General features: G+C 56.3%; 20 protein-coding genes. 10 read left to right on the forward strand and 10 right to left on the reverse strand.

Annotated features, from left to right (window positions below; genetic code table 11):
* Window positions 1–152: 152 nt before the first annotated feature.
* Complete coding sequence (galR, locus tag WFO64_RS09805; RefSeq protein WP_337011183.1) at window positions 153–1,154, forward strand: HTH-type transcriptional regulator GalR; 1,002 nt, start codon at window positions 153–155, stop codon at window positions 1,152–1,154.
* 8 nt (window positions 1,155–1,162) lie between these two features.
* Here the strand turns inward: galR and WFO64_RS09810 are convergent, their stop codons facing one another.
* Window positions 1,163–3,535, reverse strand: a complete 2,373-nt coding sequence (locus tag WFO64_RS09810) for a beta-N-acetylhexosaminidase (RefSeq protein ID WP_337011185.1) — start codon at window positions 3,533–3,535, stop codon at window positions 1,163–1,165.
* A gap of 249 nt (window positions 3,536–3,784) precedes the next feature.
* Between WFO64_RS09810 and nrdD the strand changes: the two genes are divergently transcribed.
* Window positions 3,785–5,923: an anaerobic ribonucleoside-triphosphate reductase gene (gene nrdD / locus WFO64_RS09815; RefSeq protein WP_337011187.1), complete on the forward strand. Its 2,139-nt coding sequence runs from the start codon at window positions 3,785–3,787 to the stop codon at window positions 5,921–5,923.
* Window positions 5,920–6,387, forward strand: a complete 468-nt coding sequence (gene nrdG / locus WFO64_RS09820; protein WP_337011189.1) for an anaerobic ribonucleoside-triphosphate reductase-activating protein — start codon at window positions 5,920–5,922, stop codon at window positions 6,385–6,387. The genes nrdD and nrdG overlap by 4 nt, the downstream gene beginning before the upstream one ends.
* Here nrdG and WFO64_RS09825 read toward each other — a convergent pair.
* Window positions 6,379–7,014 (reverse strand): NAD-dependent epimerase/dehydratase family protein, encoded by a 636-nt coding sequence (locus WFO64_RS09825; RefSeq protein ID WP_337011191.1) that lies wholly within the window; start codon window positions 7,012–7,014, stop codon window positions 6,379–6,381. The genes nrdG and WFO64_RS09825 overlap by 9 nt on opposite strands.
* A 146-nt stretch (window positions 7,015–7,160) precedes the next feature.
* Between WFO64_RS09825 and WFO64_RS09830 the strand changes: the two genes are divergently transcribed.
* Window positions 7,161–7,682 carry a type 1 glutamine amidotransferase domain-containing protein gene (locus tag WFO64_RS09830; RefSeq protein WP_337011193.1) on the forward strand — a complete coding sequence of 174 codons (522 nt, stop codon included), beginning with the start codon at window positions 7,161–7,163 and terminating at the stop codon, window positions 7,680–7,682.
* Window positions 7,683–7,717: 35 nt separating this feature from the next.
* On the opposite strand, the gene WFO64_RS09835 is transcribed toward WFO64_RS09830, so the two are convergent.
* Window positions 7,718–8,146 carry a YhbP family protein gene (locus WFO64_RS09835; protein ID WP_337011195.1) on the reverse strand — a complete coding sequence of 143 codons (429 nt, stop codon included), beginning with the start codon at window positions 8,144–8,146 and terminating at the stop codon, window positions 7,718–7,720.
* Window positions 8,147–8,221: 75 nt separating this feature from the next.
* Between WFO64_RS09835 and WFO64_RS09840 the strand changes: the two genes are divergently transcribed.
* Window positions 8,222–8,515 (forward strand): GIY-YIG nuclease family protein, encoded by a 294-nt coding sequence (locus tag WFO64_RS09840; RefSeq protein WP_337011515.1) that lies wholly within the window; start codon window positions 8,222–8,224, stop codon window positions 8,513–8,515.
* On the opposite strand, the gene WFO64_RS09845 is transcribed toward WFO64_RS09840, so the two are convergent.
* Entirely contained in the window at window positions 8,499–9,005 is a 507-nt protein-coding gene (locus WFO64_RS09845) for a GNAT family N-acetyltransferase (RefSeq protein ID WP_337011197.1), read from the reverse strand. The two genes, WFO64_RS09840 and WFO64_RS09845, sit on opposite strands and share 17 nt — an antisense overlap.
* Window positions 8,999–9,523 (reverse strand): ubiquinone anaerobic biosynthesis accessory factor UbiT, encoded by a 525-nt coding sequence (gene ubiT, locus WFO64_RS09850; RefSeq protein WP_337011517.1) that lies wholly within the window; start codon window positions 9,521–9,523, stop codon window positions 8,999–9,001. The genes WFO64_RS09845 and ubiT overlap by 7 nt, the downstream gene beginning before the upstream one ends.
* Window positions 9,524–9,728: 205 nt before the next feature.
* Between ubiT and ubiU the strand changes: the two genes are divergently transcribed.
* The 3 genes from ubiU to WFO64_RS09865 all read left to right on the forward strand — a co-directional run bounded on the left by ubiU (window position 9,729) and on the right by WFO64_RS09865 (window position 12,739).
* A complete protein-coding gene (ubiU, locus tag WFO64_RS09855; RefSeq protein WP_337011199.1) occupies window positions 9,729–10,724 on the forward strand; it encodes a ubiquinone anaerobic biosynthesis protein UbiU in 996 nt (331 codons plus the stop codon).
* A 9-nt stretch (window positions 10,725–10,733) separates the two neighbouring features.
* Window positions 10,734–11,612, forward strand: coding sequence for a U32 family peptidase (locus WFO64_RS09860; RefSeq protein ID WP_337011519.1), 879 nt, complete (start codon window positions 10,734–10,736; stop codon window positions 11,610–11,612).
* A gap of 116 nt (window positions 11,613–11,728) precedes the next feature.
* Entirely contained in the window at window positions 11,729–12,739 is a 1,011-nt protein-coding gene (locus WFO64_RS09865) for a luciferase-like monooxygenase (protein ID WP_337011200.1), read from the forward strand.
* Here the strand turns inward: WFO64_RS09865 and WFO64_RS09870 are convergent.
* Both WFO64_RS09870 and WFO64_RS09875 read right to left on the reverse strand, forming a co-directional pair.
* Window positions 12,726–13,028, reverse strand: coding sequence for a helix-turn-helix domain-containing protein (locus WFO64_RS09870; RefSeq protein WP_337011202.1), 303 nt, complete (start codon window positions 13,026–13,028; stop codon window positions 12,726–12,728). The genes WFO64_RS09865 and WFO64_RS09870 overlap by 14 nt on opposite strands.
* The gene (locus WFO64_RS09875; protein WP_337011521.1) at window positions 13,025–13,303 is read right to left on the reverse strand and encodes an AraC family transcriptional regulator N-terminal domain-containing protein; all 279 of its coding nucleotides are present in this window, start codon (window positions 13,301–13,303) and stop codon (window positions 13,025–13,027) included. The genes WFO64_RS09870 and WFO64_RS09875 overlap by 4 nt, the downstream gene beginning before the upstream one ends.
* Here WFO64_RS09875 and WFO64_RS09880 point away from each other — a divergent pair.
* Both WFO64_RS09880 and WFO64_RS09885 read left to right on the forward strand, forming a co-directional pair.
* Window positions 13,205–13,582, forward strand: a complete 378-nt coding sequence (locus WFO64_RS09880) for a hypothetical protein (RefSeq protein ID WP_337011544.1) — start codon at window positions 13,205–13,207, stop codon at window positions 13,580–13,582. The genes WFO64_RS09875 and WFO64_RS09880 overlap by 99 nt on opposite strands.
* A gap of 133 nt (window positions 13,583–13,715) precedes the next feature.
* On the forward strand, window positions 13,716–13,799 hold the full coding sequence (locus WFO64_RS09885; RefSeq protein ID WP_337011523.1) for a hypothetical protein: 84 nt from the start codon (window positions 13,716–13,718) through the stop codon (window positions 13,797–13,799).
* Between the two features lie 54 nt (window positions 13,800–13,853).
* Here the strand turns inward: WFO64_RS09885 and WFO64_RS09890 are convergent, their stop codons facing one another.
* The 3 genes from WFO64_RS09890 to nlpI form a co-directional block, all read right to left on the reverse strand.
* Window positions 13,854–15,779: a DEAD/DEAH family ATP-dependent RNA helicase gene (locus WFO64_RS09890; RefSeq protein WP_337011204.1), complete on the reverse strand. Its 1,926-nt coding sequence runs from the start codon at window positions 15,777–15,779 to the stop codon at window positions 13,854–13,856.
* A gap of 16 nt (window positions 15,780–15,795) precedes the next feature.
* Complete coding sequence (gene yrbN / locus WFO64_RS22565; RefSeq protein WP_098053093.1) at window positions 15,796–15,852, reverse strand: protein YrbN; 57 nt, start codon at window positions 15,850–15,852, stop codon at window positions 15,796–15,798.
* Window positions 15,853–15,957: 105 nt separating this feature from the next.
* Complete coding sequence (gene nlpI / locus WFO64_RS09895; RefSeq protein WP_337011206.1) at window positions 15,958–16,842, reverse strand: lipoprotein NlpI; 885 nt, start codon at window positions 16,840–16,842, stop codon at window positions 15,958–15,960.
* Between the last annotated feature and the right edge of the window lie 83 nt (window positions 16,843–16,925).

Consider the following 16,925-nt stretch of genomic DNA (forward strand, 5'->3'; position numbering starts at 1 on the left):
TAACATGGTGCGACGTCTCAGCAGAAGATGTGCCTGCGGGTCCGATTTTGCCCCTTTTGCGACGACGCTGACATTCTGCCGGGTTGATGTGTCCGCCCTTTTCCGTAACACTGATGCGATGTGTAAACGTTTTCCCCCAAGCAGGTCAACGCATGGCTACCATAAAGGATGTTGCGCGACTGGCTGGCGTTTCTGTCGCCACAGTCTCCCGTGTAATCAATAATTCTCCCAAAGCCAGCGACAGCTCCCGACAGGCCGTAGGCCAGGCGATGGAGCAGCTTCAGTATCACCCAAATGCCAATGCACGCGCGCTGGCCCAGCAATCAACCGAAACGCTCGGGCTGATTGTCGGTGACGTCTCCGATCCCTTTTTTGGCGCAATGGTTAAAGCCGTGGATGAGGTGGCAGGCAACACCGGGAACTTTTTACTGATTGGTAACGGTTACCATAATGAGCAAAAAGAGCGACAGGCGATTGAACAGCTGATGCGTCACCGCTGCGCAGCGCTGGTGGTTCACGCCAAGAAAATCCCCGACGCAGAACTGGAAGTGCTGATGAAGCAGGTGCCGGGTATGGTACTGCTGAACCGACTGATAAAAGGCTTTGAAAAGCGCTGCATCGCGCTTGACGATCGCTATGGTGCCTGGCTGGCGACCCGTCATCTGATCCAGCTTGGCCATCAGAATATTGCCTTTATCTGCTCGACTCACACCATTTCCGACGCCGAAGATCGCCTGCAGGGTTACTACGATGCGCTGAAAGAACACGGCTTGCCGTGCAGCGATCGGCTGGTCACCTGGGGTGAACCGGATGAAGTAGGCGGTGAGCAGGCGATGACGGAACTATTGGGTCGCGGCAGGAGTTTTACCGCCGTCGCCTGCTACAACGACTCAATGGCGGCAGGGGCACTGGCGGTGCTGAGCGATAACGGCGTCCGCGTGCCGGAAGAGATGTCGTTGATCGGCTTCGACGATGTGCTGGTTTCGCGTTATGTGCGACCGCGCCTTACCACCGTCCGCTATCCGATTGTCACCATGGCACAGCAGGCGGCCCAGCTGGCACTGGCGCTGGCCAACGATCTGCCGCTGCCGGAAGTGACCCACATGTTCAGCCCGACGCTGGTACGCCGCCACTCGGTCAGCGGCCCGGCCTGACGCCGCGGTTACTGAAAAGCACGCAACAGCGTCTCCAGCGGCCTGACCAGCGCAATCACCGTTTCATCCTGTACCTCGGCGGCGGCATCCAGTGTCGCCTGCATCTTCGCCACTTCGCTGGCACCAAACGCCTGATTGCGTCCGTAAGCATTAACCAGCGCGATGCCCATGGCGGTCAGTACCTCAATCTGCTGTACGCTGTGTGCCAGCGGCTTCAGCGTTGCGCTGGCGTTAATCATCGGCAGCACCGCGATGGTGTTGTCCTGCCAGCGCTGCAGCGGGGCGCGAACCGCAGAGGCGGCAGCCGGATTTTTACGATTGGCGATCAACACGGCGACCTGCTGTTGCAGCTGGCGTACCGCTTCACTCTCAGCGGGCAGCACATCTGCCAGCCGGTTTAAGGGTTCATGGTAGTCGTAGTGGCCCGCCTGATACTTGAGATGCTGGCGCGTGTAGTATTGCGCCGGTTCCAGCACCTCGGCCAGAACCCGTAGTGGGGCGATATCGTGACCATCGGCCAGCCGCATCATTTGCTGCTCTGTCTGCGCATGTTGCAGCGTACCAACCGATATGCTGCTCCAGCTATCCATCGCCGCCAGCCGCGAATACAGGGAGTCGGTGTTGGTGACATTCGGTGCCGACCATAACCGCTCAGCCACCACAAAGGCACGTGGCCACAATTTGGTATCAATAATCTGGCTGTTGATGTTTTCCGCCCACAGCGCCGCCTCACCACCCAGCAGATTTTGCTGTACCTGTTCTGGCGAGGGCAGCACGGGCGCGATGCCCGCAGGCGGCTGTGTCAGACGTTGACCGCTGGTGGGATAACGCACGTTGCCCACCTCGATATAACCCTTGAGTGCCTGCTGTTGCAGCGTGACCACCGGCTGGAACGGCCCCATCCAGCTATCCACGCTAAATTGCACCTGCCGGGTAGAGAGCCAGTTGATCTGATTGACCATCCGCCGGGCTTTGCCATCAAAGTCGATATAACCGCGCCAGCCTGCCTCTCCCTGAATCAACGTAAAGCTGCCCTTTACCGGGCTGCCTTTCAGCCGTGGCATAGTGAATGACCAGCTCTGCGCCTGATCGCCTGGCCGCAGACGATCCTGGCCGTTAAGCCCCTGCGGCATGATCTCATTGCTGTAGTGATAGCGGGCAGGCTGGGGCTGGTCGAGGTAGAAGCCGGTGGAGAGGATGCCGCGGTAATTCTCTTTTGCCAGCGCACTTAGCGCATCCTGGCCCTGCCACGACTGGATCAGAATGCTGCGCGGCAGATCGGGATGGGCAATCTCATCCCAGCCCACCATCTGACGGTGATGGGCTTCCAGAATTTTTTCCACCCGCTGATTGAAGTACGCCTGTAGCGCATGGGCATCTTTCAGATCGTGGTCGCGCATAAACTGCTGAATAGCGGGTGAGTCGTTCCACTGTGCTGGATCCACCTCATCGCCACCAATGTGCAGCCAGGGATCGGGGAAAATCGCCGCCATCTCACCCACCAGGGTGTCGATCACCTGATAAACCTGTTCGTTGCTGGGATCGAGCAGCGGTTTAAAGACGCCCCAGCCGCGCTCCATCTGATAATTTCCCGGCGCGCTGATAAGCTCAGGCATCGCCACCGCAAGCGCAGAGGCATGTCCCGGCATATCCAGTTCTGGTACCACACGCACCCCGCGATCGGTGGCATATTTCACAATCTCACGCATCTGCTGCTGGCTGTAATAGTTGCCATCGCTGGCTTTCTGCTGCAGCTGGGGATAGTGGCTGGAGGCGAAGCGCCAGCCCTGATCATCGGTGAGATGCCAGTGAAAGACGTTCATTCGCGCGGCGGCGATGCCGTCGATCTGACGCTTAAGCGTCTCCACCGGCATAAAGTGACGCGCAGTGTCGATCAGCACACCGCGCCATGGGAAGCGCGGGTAATCGTGGATGGTGACATAAGGAATAGTCGTGCCCTGTGCGCCATTTTGTATTAGCTGTAGCAGGGTTTCCATGCCGCGCATCGCGCCAAAACGGTCGGGCGCAGTTAACACGACGCCTTCGCCATCGACCTGTAAATGATAGCTCTCGTCGCTATCGGGCAGCGGCAGCGGGTCCACTGCCTTAGCGATCACGATGCGGATAGTCGGTGCTGTCACTGGCTGGGTGGCGGGTAACAGCGGCCAGCCGGTCTGATTGCTGATGCGCTCCAGCCAGCGTGCTTCGGCACCCGCCAGATGATCACCAGAGATTTGCAGCGTCAGCTGCGGCGTCAGAGTGAGTGCGCCGCCGCTGGTGGTCTGCTCCACCTGTTGCGGCCAGGGCATTAGCGGCAGCGCACTGGCCAGGGTTATCGGGCTAAGGGCTGAGAGCAGAAGCAGAGAACGGGGTAACCACATTGGCGGGCGTCCTTGTAACGTCAACGGTTTGACAGCGCAGAACTTTGATTAAAGTTGCTGCACGCCGTTCCGCCAGTGAATCCTGCAGGAAACCTGAAAAATGACCCGATTTTTTTACATTAGTCGGAATTTCTGCCGGGTTGAAGCTTCCTTGTTTCAGGTCAAATCAGATCGCAATAATTCTCAGCAATCACTACATGTAGGTAATAGAATCCTTTTTACCCCCATATGTAGTTTACGGAGAGAGAAATGGCGACGGTGGTAATCAAGCGGGATGGATGCAGGACAGGCTTTGATGCGCAGCGTATTGAGCAGGCCGTGGCGGCAGCGGCAGGAGCAGCAGACGTCGACGATGTGGCCTGGTGCGCGCAGGTCGCCGAGCGCGTGGCATTGCGGCTGGCCGATCGTCCCGAAGTGGATATCCGTGAAATTCAGTGTGCGGTAGAAGAGACGCTGATGGCGGGCCCCTACCCTCAACTGGCCCGCGCCTACATTGAATACCGCCACGATCGCGATGTTGCCCGCGATCGTCAGAGCCAGTTACACCACGCTATTCGCGGACTGGTCGATCAGACCAATCCGGCGCTGCTGAACGAGAATGCCAACAAAGACAGCAAAGTGATCCCGACACAGCGCGATCTGCTGGCCGGGATCGTCGCAAAGCATTACGCACAACAGCAGATCCTGCCGCGCGATGTGGTGCTGGCGCACGAGCGCGGCGAGATCCACTATCACGATCTCGACTATTCGCCGTTCTTTCCGATGTTCAACTGCATGCTGATCGATCTTAAAGGCATGCTGACCAACGGTTTTAAAATGGGCAATGCCGAGATCGAGCCACCTAAATCGATCGCCACCGCCACCGCCGTGACAGCACAGATCATCGCGCAGGTCGCCAGCCACATTTATGGCGGCACCACCATTAATCGTATTGACGAAGTGCTGGCCCCGTTTGTTGAGCAGAGCTATGCCCGGCATCTGGCGATTGCTAAGCAATGGCAGATCCCGCAAGCAGAGCAGTATGCGCGCCAGCGTACAGAGAAAGAGTGCTACGACGCCTTTCAGTCGCTGGAGTATGAGGTAAACACCCTGCACACCGCCAACGGTCAGACCCCATTTGTCACCTTTGGTTTCGGACTGGGAACGGACTGGGCTGCCCGCCTGATTCAGCAATCGATTCTGCTTAACCGACTGGCTGGACTGGGTAAAAATCGCAAAACAGCAGTGTTCCCAAAACTGGTTTTCAGCATTCGCGAAGGTATCAACCGACGGGCGGGCGACGTTAATTATGACATCAAGCAACTGGCGCTGGAGTGCGCCAGTAAGCGGATGTATCCCGACATACTCAATTACGATCAGGTGGTTAAAGTCACTGGCTCGTTCAAAACGCCGATGGGCTGCCGCAGCTTCCTTGGCGTGTATGAAGAGAATGGTGAACAGATTCATGAGGGGCGCAACAATATTGGGGTGATTAGCCTGAACCTGCCGCGCATCGCACTAGAAGCAGGCGGTGATGAAGCGCGCTTCTGGACCCTGCTCGATGCGCGACTGCTGCTGGCTAAGCGGGCGCTGATGACGCGGGTGGCACGGCTGGAGAAGACCAAAGCACGCGTTGCCCCCATTCTTTATATGGAAGGGGCTTGTGGCGTTCGGCTGAATGCGGATGATGAAGTGGGTCCCATTTTCCGTAATGGCCGGGCGTCCCTGTCGCTGGGCTATATCGGCCTGCACGAAACACTGAATGCGCTTAGCGGAGGGCATCAGCATCCTTATGATGATGCGGCACTGCGCGCCAAAGGGGTGGAGATCATTGCCTATCTGCGTGAGGCAACCGAGCGCTGGAAAGCGGAGACCCACTACGGTTTCAGCCTCTATAGCACGCCAAGCGAGAATCTTTGCGACCGCTTCTGCCGCCTTGATGCGGCGCAGTTTGGTCTGGTGCCGGGCGTCACTGACAAGGGCTATTACACCAACAGCTTCCATCTCGACGTAGAGAAGAAAGTGAATCCTTACGACAAAATCGACTTTGAAGCGCCCTATCCGCCGCTGGCGAATGGCGGATTCATCTGTTACGGCGAATACCCGAACGTGCAGCACAACCTCAAGGCGCTGGAAGATGTCTGGGATTACAGTTACGACCGCGTGCCTTACTACGGCACGAATACCCCAATTGATGAGTGCTACGAGTGCGGCTTCAACGGCGAGTTTACCTGTACCAGCCGCGGCTTCACCTGCCCGAACTGCGGTAACCACGATCCGGCGCGTGTCTCCGTCACCCGGCGGGTCTGCGGCTATCTGGGCAGCCCGGATGCGCGACCCTTTAACGCCGGTAAACAGCAGGAAGTACAGCGTCGGGTGAAGCATCTCGCAGAAGGGCCGCAGGGATGATGCATATCCATCGCTACTATGATGTGGATATCGTTAATGGCCCTGGCACCCGCTGCACGCTGTTTGTCGCCGGTTGCGAACATCAGTGTCGCGGCTGCTACAACCAGCGCACCTGGCGCACCGATTCCGGCGTGCCCTTTACGCTGGCGATGGAGGAGCAACTGCTGGCGGATTTGCAGGACACACGCATTCCGCGCCAGGGATTATCGCTGAGCGGCGGCGATCCGCTACATCCGCATAACGTGCCGCACATTCGCCGTCTGGTGAAACGGGTTCGGCAGGCGTGTCCCGGTAAAGATATCTGGCTCTGGACCGGTTATCGAATGCAGGAGCTGAATGCGGCGCAACGCGCGGTGCTGGACTATCTCGATGTGCTGATTGATGGCCGTTTTATCGAAGAAGAGAAGGATGCCACGCTGCAATGGCGCGGCAGCCGTAACCAGATAATCTGGCAGTTACGCTGAGTGACGCGGAATTTCGCCCGACTCAATGACAGTGACGCGCTCGCCACCCTGCGTGAAAGCCTGCTGGTGCAGACAGCGTGCCACGTCGCGCGCATGCACCGCCCGCCAGTTTCCTGGCAGCAGTGAAAACATCGGTGCCATCAGGCTTTCACCCCGGCGCTTCTGCGCGCGATCACCTAACAGCAATGAAGGCCGCACCAGCGTCAGGTGTGGCCAGCCCTGATGGCGCAGCGCATTCTCCATTTCGCCTTTGACGCGATTATATAAAAATGGTGAGTGACGATGGGCACCGTGCGCGCTGATCACCAGCATCTGCTTCGCCCCTAAACGTAATCCGCTTAACCCGCTGTCCACCACCAGGGTGTAATCGACGTGGATAAAGGCCTGTTTGCTGCCCGCCTGCTTACGCGTGGTGCCCAGGCAGCAGAACACCGTATCCAGCGAACTCTGCAGCGGCCCCAGCACATCCGTGAGATCGGCTTCAACCGGATTAACCACTTTATGCATCGCTGGCAAGGGTCGGCGGGTTGGTGCGATGATCTCATCGACGCGCGGATCCTCAATCAGTAAGCGCAGCAGATGCGACCCGACTAAGCCGGTAGCACCGGTCAGTAATACGCGATTCATCTCAGATTCGTCCTTATTTCACTGCTGACAGGTTAAAAGATAGCTGATCTTAACGGGCTGGCTTGCGTTCTCACCCTCAGCGACCAGACTTACATTGTTATCAGGATAGCGCGGCTCGCGCTCCACTCGTTTTAAGGAGGAAAAAAATGAGCAAGAAAGTGGCGGTTTTGATTACCGATGAATTTGAAGACTCAGAATTTACCTCACCCGCTGAGATTTACAAACGCGCTGGTTTTGAGGTGGTTACCATTGAGAAACAAGCCGGCAATGTCGTTAAAGGCAAAAAAGGCGAAGCGGAAGTGACCATCGATCGTAGCATTGATGATGTCAGCCCGGCGGAATTTGATGCCCTGCTGCTGCCAGGCGGCCACTCGCCTGATGCCCTGCGCGGTGACGATCGTTTTGTGGCTTTTACCAAAGAGTTTGTTGCCAGCGGCAAGCCAATCTTTGCCATCTGCCACGGGCCACAGCTGCTGATTAGCGCTAATGGCGTGCGCGGTCGCAAGATGACCACCGTTAAAGCCGTTGCCATTGACCTGATCAATGCCGGTGCTGACTTCCATGACCTGGAAGTGGTGGTAGACAGCGATAAGCTGGTCACCAGCCGTACTCCAGCCGATTTACCGGCCTTTAATCGTGAATCCCTGCGGATACTCGAAGCGCTGTAAACTCGCTACGCCCTTTTCTGCTGAAAAGGGCGTTTTTATTTCTCCCGCTGCCAGGCAATTTTCTTCCCGAATCCCAGTGCATTATCCGTCATCTTCATCTCATCCAGCGTAATCTCCCATAACGGTGCCGACACTTTGCGTGAGACCGGAAAACGTTTCTGGTAAGCGGCTCGGGCGACCTTCTCTGTTTCCTCCTCCAGCCGGGTGATACGGCCACGATATTGCACCCCTTTAATCAGGAGCACGCTTCTGGGCTGGCCATTAACGGTGCCTGCAACCTGCGAATTCTGCAGCATTAACTCACCATGGCGGGTATCGGGTTCGGTCATGATCCAAAAAGCCATACGCATCTCATCAAAGACGTAGTAGCAATTAGCGCACCACAGTTGATCGTCGAAGGTACAGCAGAGTGAAAGCACATGCTGCTTTCTGAGGTAGCGAACCAGATGGGCGTGTTCGGACAAGATAAACTCCTGACGGTGCGCCGAAGAGTGAAGCGCGCTACACTGCCCGGCACCTTTTTTTGGGAAATGATTGCGATGAGTCAGCAGTGGCAACTCTACATCGTCCGTACGGCGAAAGGGAGCCTGTACACCGGCATCACCACTGATGTGGTACGCCGGGTCGCTGAGCACCAGAGCGGACGCGGTGCCCGCGCACTGCGCGGCAAAGGGCCGCTGGACCTGGTGTTTCACTGTGAAGCGGGCGATCGTGCCAGCGCCTCCAGACTGGAATATCAGGTTAAGCAACTGACCCGTCAGCAGAAATTACTGCTGGTGGCGGGTCAGCCGATGAGTCTGGAAAGCTGGCTGAGTATTACCGCTGGCGATTAAAAGGGTCGGCGTAGTCAATCTGCCCTTCCGCGCCGTCATAGGCATTATCCGCCAGACGGTAGACCTGGAACGCAGCCTCTGTGCCCGGCCAGCGGCTGCGCAGGCCGTGACGTGCAGCCGGTTCAAAACCAAAACGGTTGAACAATGCCGGAGCACCCAGCACGACCACAGCGCTGTAGCCAAATTCATTAAGCGTATCCAGCCCCTCATAAATCAGTTTGCTGGCAATACCCTGGCCGCGCAGCGTTTCATCGACGGCCAGCGGAGCCAGGCCAACCCAGCCGCGATCTTCACCCTGAATGCTGACCGGACTGAATGCGGCATAACCCAGCACCTGTCCCTCGTCATCAGTGGCGACCACGCCTAAGGTTAGCAGGCCATCTTCACGCAGCGTCTGAATCAGTTCCGCCTCTGCTGAGGTACTGAAGCAGCGTCTGAGCAGCGCGTCGATGCCTGCGGCATCAACACCAATTTCGCTACGGATTAACATGCGGCACCTGCGCGCGCCTGTGCGGCCTTCGCGTCCTGTTTCATGCCGGCGTCGACAAATGCCGCCATCTGTTCAATGGCCGTGCGTAACGCGGTGGGCATAGCCTCGGGTTCAATAGCATCCATTACGTTCTTCACCTCAAGTCCCAGTTCAGTGTCACCTTCAATCACCAGCCGGCGTTGAAAGAACAGCATGTCGGGGTCTGCTTTACGTGCTGCCACCAGCAACAGATCATTGGCATTGCCCCGAAACCAGACATCCGCTTCGGACTGATGCAATACCGCCAGTCGGCCGTCCTGCAGCGTGGTTATCCATTGCAGATTGAGATCGGCAATCTCGATACCCAGCAGGCGACCATCCAGAAAGTCTAACTCACCTTCAGCCAAAGCATCATGAAATTGCCAGTTTAAGAGTTGTTGCAGAAGCAACTTCTTGACCGGGAATGGGGTGAGTGCCGCAGGTAACCCTAAGATTTTTGGACCATTTTTTACAAAGTGGGCATGTATCCGCTCTAACACTTTCATCACTCCCTTTAGAAAATTTTACGTATATTGCCATATCCTTTTCAGCACGCCTCCTCTGAGATCAATAAAAACCGCTGCGAAAAGAGGGAAAAAAACGCCGCCAGGGCGGATGAATTGGAATTTCACTGCCTCAAATCAACACGCTACCCGCACCAGATGCCTAGACTCAACGCCCATCTGCATGTTGAGAGGAACACCTATGGAACTGCTCTGCCCGGCAGGCAACTTACCCGCAGTGCGCACCGCCGTAGAGAATGGCGCGGATGCAGTGTATGCGGGGCTGAAAGATGACACCAATGCCCGCCACTTTGCGGGTCTGAATTTCACCGATAAAAAGCTGGCTGAAGCGGCACGCTATCTGCATCAGCATCGCCGCAAACTGCATGTCGCGATCAACACGTTTGCCCATCCTGATGGCATGAACCGCTGGCAGCGGGCGATTGATGTGGCAGCGCAAAACGGGGCCGATGCGCTGATCCTGGCCGATATCGCCACGCTGGAGTATGCCGCGACGCACTATCCACAGGTTGAACGTCATCTTTCTGTACAGGCTTCGGCGACCAATCTGGAGGCGATTCGCTTTTATCACCGTCACTTCAACCTGCAGCGTGTGGTGCTGCCGCGCGTGCTGTCGATTCATCAGGTTAAACAGCTGGCGCGCAGTACGCCGGTACCGCTGGAGGTTTTCGCCTTTGGCAGCCTGTGCATTATGGCGGAAGGCCGCTGCTATCTCTCTTCCTGGCTGACCGGCGAATCGCCTAACAGCGCAGGTGCCTGCTCCCCGGCAAAGTTTGTGCGCTGGCAGCAGACGCCACAGGGCATGGAGTCACGTCTTAATGAAGTGCTGATTGATCGTTACGCTGCTAACGAAAGCGCGGGTTATCCGACGTTGTGCAAAGGACGGTATGAGGTTGACGAGCAGCGTTATCATGTGCTGGAAGAGCCCACCAGCCTGAACACGCTGGAGCTGCTGCCAGAGCTGCTGCGCGCAGGCATCGCCTCGGTGAAAATCGAAGGCCGTCAGCGCAGTCCCGCCTATGTCGCTGACGTGGCGCGCGTCTGGCGTCAGGCGATCGATCGCTGCCAGGCGCAGCCGGAACAGTTTGAAGTCGCGCCACAGTGGATGCAGACGCTGGGCGATCTCTCTGAAGGCACGCAAACCACGCTGGGTGCTTATCACCGTGAATGGCAATAAGGAGTCATGATGCAATATGCCCTTGGGCCGGTGCTCTGGTACTGGCCGACCGATACACTGGAAGATTTTTACCAGCAGGCTGCCTGCAGTAGCGCGGATATTGTCTACCTCGGCGAAGCAGTATGCAGTAAACGCCGTGCTACCCCCTATGCCCGCTGGATGGCGCTGGCACGCGACGTGGCGGCCAGCGGCAAACAGGTGGTGCTGAGCACGCTGGCGCTGCTGCAGTCGCCCTCTGAGCTGAAAGAGTTGCAGCGTTACGTAGAGAACGGTGAGTTCCTGATTGAAGCCAATGATATTGGCACGGTAAACATGGCTGCTGAGCGCCACCTGCCTTTTGTCGCTGGCCCGACGCTCAATGTCTATAACGCCGACACGCTGCAACTGCTGGTCAAAGAGGGTATGACCCGCTGGTGTATGCCGGTGGAAATGTCGCGGGACTGGCTGCTACAGCTTCTGGAGCAGTGCGAGACACGAGGTATCCGGCAGCAGTTTGAGGTGGAAGTGCTGGGCTACGGTCATTTGCCGCTGGCGCTCTCAGCGCGCTGCTTCACCGCCCGCTCGGAAAACCGCGCTAAAGACGATTGTGAAACCTGCTGCATCAACTACCCGAAAGGCCGTCGCGTCAACTCCCAGGAGGGGCAACAGGTGTTCGTCCTTAATGGTATTCAGACCATGAGTGGCTACTGCTACAACCTGGGCAATGATCTGGCGGGCATGCGCGACCAGGTCGACTGCGTACGACTCTCTCCACAGGACAGATCGACGCTGGCGGAGATTGACCGTTTCCGCGCCAATGAAAAGGGTCAGGCACCACTAATGGTCGCGAAAGGCAGTGATTGTAACGGTTACTGGCACAAACTGGCGGGCATGACGCTGGCATCCTGAGTAAAAGCACATACCGGCTATATTCCTGCTGAGGTTAGCAGTTTTAATATAAGGAATGATGCGTAATACTAAATGGTGCAGGTTTTTTACGCCTGCGCCATACAACGGGAGTAGTCATGTCTGATAAAAAACCTCTTCGCCTGTCCGTGTTGGATCTTGCGCCGATTCCACAGAGCGCGACCGCACGGGATGCGTTCCACAATTCACTGGCGCTGGCGCGTCAGGCTGAAAAACTGGGCTACCAACGCTACTGGCTGGCTGAACATCACAACATGACGGGAATTGCCAGCGCCGCAACGTCGGTGCTGATTGGCTATCTGGCAGCCAACACCGAGACACTTCAGCTGGGATCGGGCGGCATCATGTTGCCCAACCATGCGCCCTTGGTGATCGCCGAGCAGTTTGGTACGCTGGCTTCTCTCTATCCTGGCCGTATTGATCTTGGTTTAGGTCGCGCGCCAGGTTCTGACCAGCGCACCATGATGGCGTTGCGCCGTCACCACGCCAGCATGCACGCTGACACCTTTCCCGAGGATGTGGCTGAACTGATTAACTGGTTTGATGCTGACACAGATGCGCAGCCGCCAGTTCAGCCGGTGCCCGGTCTGGGCCTAAAGATCCCGATCTGGCTGCTCGGCTCCAGTCTCTACAGCGCCCAGTTGTCCGCGAAAATGGGCCTGCCGTTTGCGTTTGCCTCCCACTTTGCCCCTGACCAGCTGTTCCAGGCGCTACATGTCTACCGCGAGCACTTCCAGCCTTCCGCGCGTCTCGACAAGCCTTATGCCATGGTCTGTATTAACGTGGTCGCCGCTGACAGTGAGCGTGATGCGCGCTTCCTGTTTACCTCGCAGCAGCAGCAGTTTATTAACCTTCGCCGCGGAAAACCGGGACCGTTACCGGCACCAGTTGAAAACATGGATAACCTCTGGTCGCCGTCAGAGCAGTATGGCGTGCAGCAGGCACTGAGCATGTCGCTGGTCGGCGATACAGATAAAGTGCGTCATGGCCTGGCCTCACTGATGCGTGAAACCCAGGCGGATGAAATTATGGTTAATGGCCAGATTTTTGACTCCGAAGCGCGTCTGCGCTCCTTTGCCATTGCGATGGAAGCGGCTAAAAGCCTTTAATCAGTTTTGCGGTGGGCGCAATGTATCCGGGCTCACCGCCAGCTAATGACTCTCCCTGACTGGAGATTGCCCATCCAGGTGGCGATACTCCCGACTGGACTCTGCTGCGATCTAATCCCCCCACCCGATAGCCTGCGGAACCTGTATCCAGTTTTTCCACCATCATCAAACGTCGCGCCTCATTCAGAGGGAGTTGTTTTTGGTATTGCATCGGCGTCATGGCCATTACAGCGTTGAAGTGATAATGCAGCGAAGAGAGACTCATGCCGACACTACTGGCGAGCTTCATCGGCTGATAGAAATTTCCTGCTCGATGAGCGGGGCCTGCGCCTCAATATCTTCAGGGTGGTCAGAGCGGGAGACCAGCAGAATGACTGCCTTCACCAGCAAGGGACAGACCTTATGCACGGTGACGCCGCGTTTATCCCCTGCTGTCGCCAGCGGCAGCGCCGGAGGAAACTGTTCATGATAGTGCATCAGCCGGGATTCATTGATGGCGATACCCCTACTCGTCTTTTCCGGCGTAGCGACGGTCGCGCAGACGCGCACCGGCATATCCAGCATCACCCGCAGATCACCCCGGCCATACATAGCAGCACCTTGCCTGCGCCACCGGCGCTGACGCAGGAGGAGGTGCAGCAGCAAATTAACGTTAGCCTGATTGGCGCGCTGATGGTCTGTCCGCAGGCGATTCGTCACTGCCCCGCGCACGGCGGCACTATGATTAACCTTAGCGCCCTGAACAGTAAAAAACAGCAAGCCTGGTTCCGTACTCTGGGCGGCGACCAAAGACGTGGTGGATACCCTGACCCAGAGATTGGCGCGCGAACTGGGTGCCAGTAACATCCGGATTAACGCTTCAGCGCGGGGGACGATCCTGACCGAGGGATTACTGGCTGTGATGAGGATGAGCCCGTAGCTCAAGGCACAACTGCTGGCTACCACGCCGCTCGGGCGTTTAGGTCTGCCGGAGGATGTGGCTCAGGTTGCGCTATTTCTGGCGCCTGAAGAATCTGACCGGATCAGCGTCGAATGCGTCATGATGAGCGGCGGTGCCTGACAGGCATAAAAAAGGGAAGCCAGTGGCTTCCCTTTTTATTACGACGTCAAGTCGTTATGCATCACGACGACGTGGAGCGGCGGCTGCGCCATCTTCACGACGTGGACCACGGCTACCTTCACGGTTAAAGCTGCGTCCACCGCCTTCACGACCACCTTCACGGCGCTCAGAAGAGAAGCGACGACCACCTTCACGGTTGGCTGCACCCGGACCGCTGCGACGTTCACCGCCAGCACCGGCTGGACGACGATCACCACGGCCTTCGTTTGGCTGTGCATCACCCAGCAGCTGCATATTCATCGGTTTGTTCAGAATACGCGTACGGGTAAAGTGCTGAAGCACATCGCCTGGCATACCTTTAGGCAACTCGATAGTCGAGTGGTTACCGAACAGCTTGATGTTACCGATATAACGGCTGCTGATATCGCCTTCGTTAGCGATAGCACCAACAATGTGACGAACTTCAACACCATCATCGCGGCCTACTTCGATGCGGTACAGCTGCATTTCGCCAACGTCACGACGTTCGCGACGTGGACGATCGCCATCACGGCTTTCGCGGTTTTCACGCGGACCACGAGAATCGCCACGCGCTTCACGGCTGTCACGACGGCCATCACGCTCGTCACGATCGCGGTATTCACGACGTGCCGGACGTGGTGCTTCCGGTGGCAGAATCAGAGGACGTTCGCCCTGTGCCATCTTCAGCAGTGCGGCTGCCAGAGTTTCCAAATCCATTTCGTCTTCTGGCTGCATTTTAGCCAGCAGAGCACGGTATTGATCCAAATCGCTGCTTTCCAGCTGCTGCTGAACTTTCGCAGCAAACTTGGCCAGACGACGCTCACCCAGCAGTTCTGCATTGGGGAGTTCAACTTCAGGAATGGTCAGCTTCATCGTACGTTCGATGTTGCGCAGCAGACGACGCTCGCGGTTCTCAACGAACAGCAGCGCACGGCCAGCACGACCGGCACGACCGGTACGGCCGATACGGTGAACGTAAGATTCTGCATCCATTGGGATGTCGTAGTTTACAACCAGGCTGATACGCTCAACGTCCAGGCCGCGGGCCGCAACGTCGGTTGCAATCAGGATGTCGAGACGACCATCTTTCAGGCGCTCCAGCGTCTGCTCACGCAGTGCCTGGTTCATATCACCGTTCAGCGCTGCGCTGTTGTAACCACTACGCTCCAGCGCTTCTGCCACTTCCATGGTTGCATTTTTAGTACGCACAAAGATGATGGCAGCATCAAAGTCTTCTGCTTCCAGAAAGCGAACCAGTGCGTCTGTTTTACGACCATAAGCGGTCCAGTAGCTCTGGCTGATGTCAGGACGCGTCGTCATGCTTGACTGAATACGCACTTCCTGTGGATCTTTCATAAAGCGCTTGGTGATACGACGAATCGCTTCCGGCATGGTTGCAGAGAACAGCGCAGTCTGATGACCGGCTGGAATTTGCGCCATGATAGTTTCAACGTCTTCGATGAAGCCCATACGCAGCATTTCATCGGCTTCATCCAGCACCAGGCCGCGCAGGTTAGAAAGGTCTAACGTGCCACGTTTCAGGTGGTCAAGCAGACGACCAGGGGTACCTACAACAACCTGTGGTCCCTGACGCAGTGCGCGCAGTTGTACGTCATAACGCTGGCCACCGTACAGGGCAACTACGTTCAGGCCACGCATATGTTTAGCGAATTCGGTAACTGCTTCAGCAACCTGTACCGCCAGTTCGCGGGTGGGTGCCAGCACCAGGATTTGTGGTGCTTTAACAGTAGGGTCGATGTTATTTAACAGCGGCAGAGAGAACGCCGCAGTTTTACCACTCCCGGTCTGCGCCATGCCTAACACGTCACGGCCCGCCAGCAGGTGAGGAATACACTCTGCCTGGATTGGGGATGGCTTTACGTAGCCCATGCCATTCAGTGATTCAAGGATGTCGGCGTTAAGGCCAAGGTCAGCAAAAGTGGTTTGAATATCAGTCATGTAGTACACGTGCCTCTTAGATTGCGGCGGCCAGTCTACATAACTCGTCGTGAAAACTTTCAGTCATTTTCATCAAAAAGTGTGAACCGGCTCAAATTAGAAGTTTTGACGAACAGAAAAGCCTTCATCCTTTAAGATGATGACTTAACAGGTTTTACAGGCAAATTAAGTTCGTCAGCTATTGCTGGTCAGATTCTGATAGATCGTCTTGTGCCTGGCCGAGTTGCGCCAGTTCCAACAATGCGTATCGGTGTTCAACAAAGTTATTAACGTTGTTAGCCACCGCCAGTTTGAACAACGCTTTCGCGTCGTCCTTCTCCCCCAGACTTAGGTAGTACTTACCTAAATAGAAGTTGGTTTCACTGAGATGTTCAGCGAGCGAGGTGTTATCCGTTGCGTCCGCCTTGAGACTTTCCATCAACGATTTCTCGTTGATATCTCCAAGGTAGAACTCGACAATATTCCATCCCCATTGGTCTCTGACCGCTTTGTCGTGACGCTGTTGAAGCGCGACTTTTGCCTTGTCGGCATCCATCTCACGTTCAACGAGATAGAGCCACAGACTGCGGAAAGGATCGTTAGGATCGTCTTGATAAAACGCCAGCAGATCATCTTGCGCTAACTTGTATCGACCGCCGTAATAGAGGGCGATACCACGGTTTAAATGCGCATAGTTGTAAGTTGGATCAAGCTCAAGTACAGAATCGAACGCTTCATAGGCGGCATCAAAGTTGCCCGCCTGCGTTAAATATATGCCTAAGTAGTTAAACACTTCGGGCATATCAGGTCTTATAGACAGCGCTTGCGAAAAATCGTTCCGCGCTAATGCCCGCAGACCTAAACTATCATACAACACTCCGCGCTCATATAATAGCTGTGCGCGTTCATCATCGGTGAGAGCGCGACTGGCAAGAATTTGTTCCATACGCGCCAGTATCACTTCCTGCTGCAGTGTGGGCTGTAAAGGCACTGCAAGAACGTCGTTCTTACGCCAATTGGAGTTGCTGCATCCTGCCAGCGTCAAAGCTGTCGCAACAAAACACCAGCGCAGAAAAGGCTTCATTTCCCACTCCCGAATACAAACATTGGGATAACCATCCTGTCATCCGCCTGCTGTGCACAAGGATTCCCGCCCTCGCGATGATA

It is taken from the genome of Pantoea sp. AS142 (assembly GCF_037152305.1).
In the GTDB taxonomy this organism is placed as follows: domain Bacteria; phylum Pseudomonadota; class Gammaproteobacteria; order Enterobacterales; family Enterobacteriaceae; genus Pantoea.

Coding starts and splice junctions, on each gene's coding strand:
- WFO64_RS09880 (WP_337011544.1), top strand. CDS start 13,205: ATGATAGTGCATCAGCCGGGATTCATTGATGGCGATACCCCTACTCGT.
- WFO64_RS09840 (WP_337011515.1), top strand. CDS start 8,222: ATGAGTCAGCAGTGGCAACTCTACATCGTCCGTACGGCGAAAGGGAGC.
- nlpI (WP_337011206.1), bottom strand. CDS start 16,842: ATGAAGCCTTTTCTGCGCTGGTGTTTTGTTGCGACAGCTTTGACGCTG.
- WFO64_RS09860 (WP_337011519.1), top strand. CDS start 10,734: ATGCAATATGCCCTTGGGCCGGTGCTCTGGTACTGGCCGACCGATACA.
- WFO64_RS09875 (WP_337011521.1), bottom strand. CDS start 13,303: ATGCTGGATATGCCGGTGCGCGTCTGCGCGACCGTCGCTACGCCGGAA.
- WFO64_RS09870 (WP_337011202.1), bottom strand. CDS start 13,028: ATGAAGCTCGCCAGTAGTGTCGGCATGAGTCTCTCTTCGCTGCATTAT.
- nrdG (WP_337011189.1), top strand. CDS start 5,920: ATGATGCATATCCATCGCTACTATGATGTGGATATCGTTAATGGCCCT.
- ubiU (WP_337011199.1), top strand. CDS start 9,729: ATGGAACTGCTCTGCCCGGCAGGCAACTTACCCGCAGTGCGCACCGCC.
- galR (WP_337011183.1), top strand. CDS start 153: ATGGCTACCATAAAGGATGTTGCGCGACTGGCTGGCGTTTCTGTCGCC.
- WFO64_RS09825 (WP_337011191.1), bottom strand. CDS start 7,014: ATGAATCGCGTATTACTGACCGGTGCTACCGGCTTAGTCGGGTCGCAT.
- nrdD (WP_337011187.1), top strand. CDS start 3,785: ATGGCGACGGTGGTAATCAAGCGGGATGGATGCAGGACAGGCTTTGAT.
- WFO64_RS09810 (WP_337011185.1), bottom strand. CDS start 3,535: ATGTGGTTACCCCGTTCTCTGCTTCTGCTCTCAGCCCTTAGCCCGATA.
- WFO64_RS09830 (WP_337011193.1), top strand. CDS start 7,161: ATGAGCAAGAAAGTGGCGGTTTTGATTACCGATGAATTTGAAGACTCA.
- WFO64_RS09845 (WP_337011197.1), bottom strand. CDS start 9,005: ATGTTAATCCGTAGCGAAATTGGTGTTGATGCCGCAGGCATCGACGCG.
- WFO64_RS09890 (WP_337011204.1), bottom strand. CDS start 15,779: ATGACTGATATTCAAACCACTTTTGCTGACCTTGGCCTTAACGCCGAC.
- WFO64_RS09865 (WP_337011200.1), top strand. CDS start 11,729: ATGTCTGATAAAAAACCTCTTCGCCTGTCCGTGTTGGATCTTGCGCCG.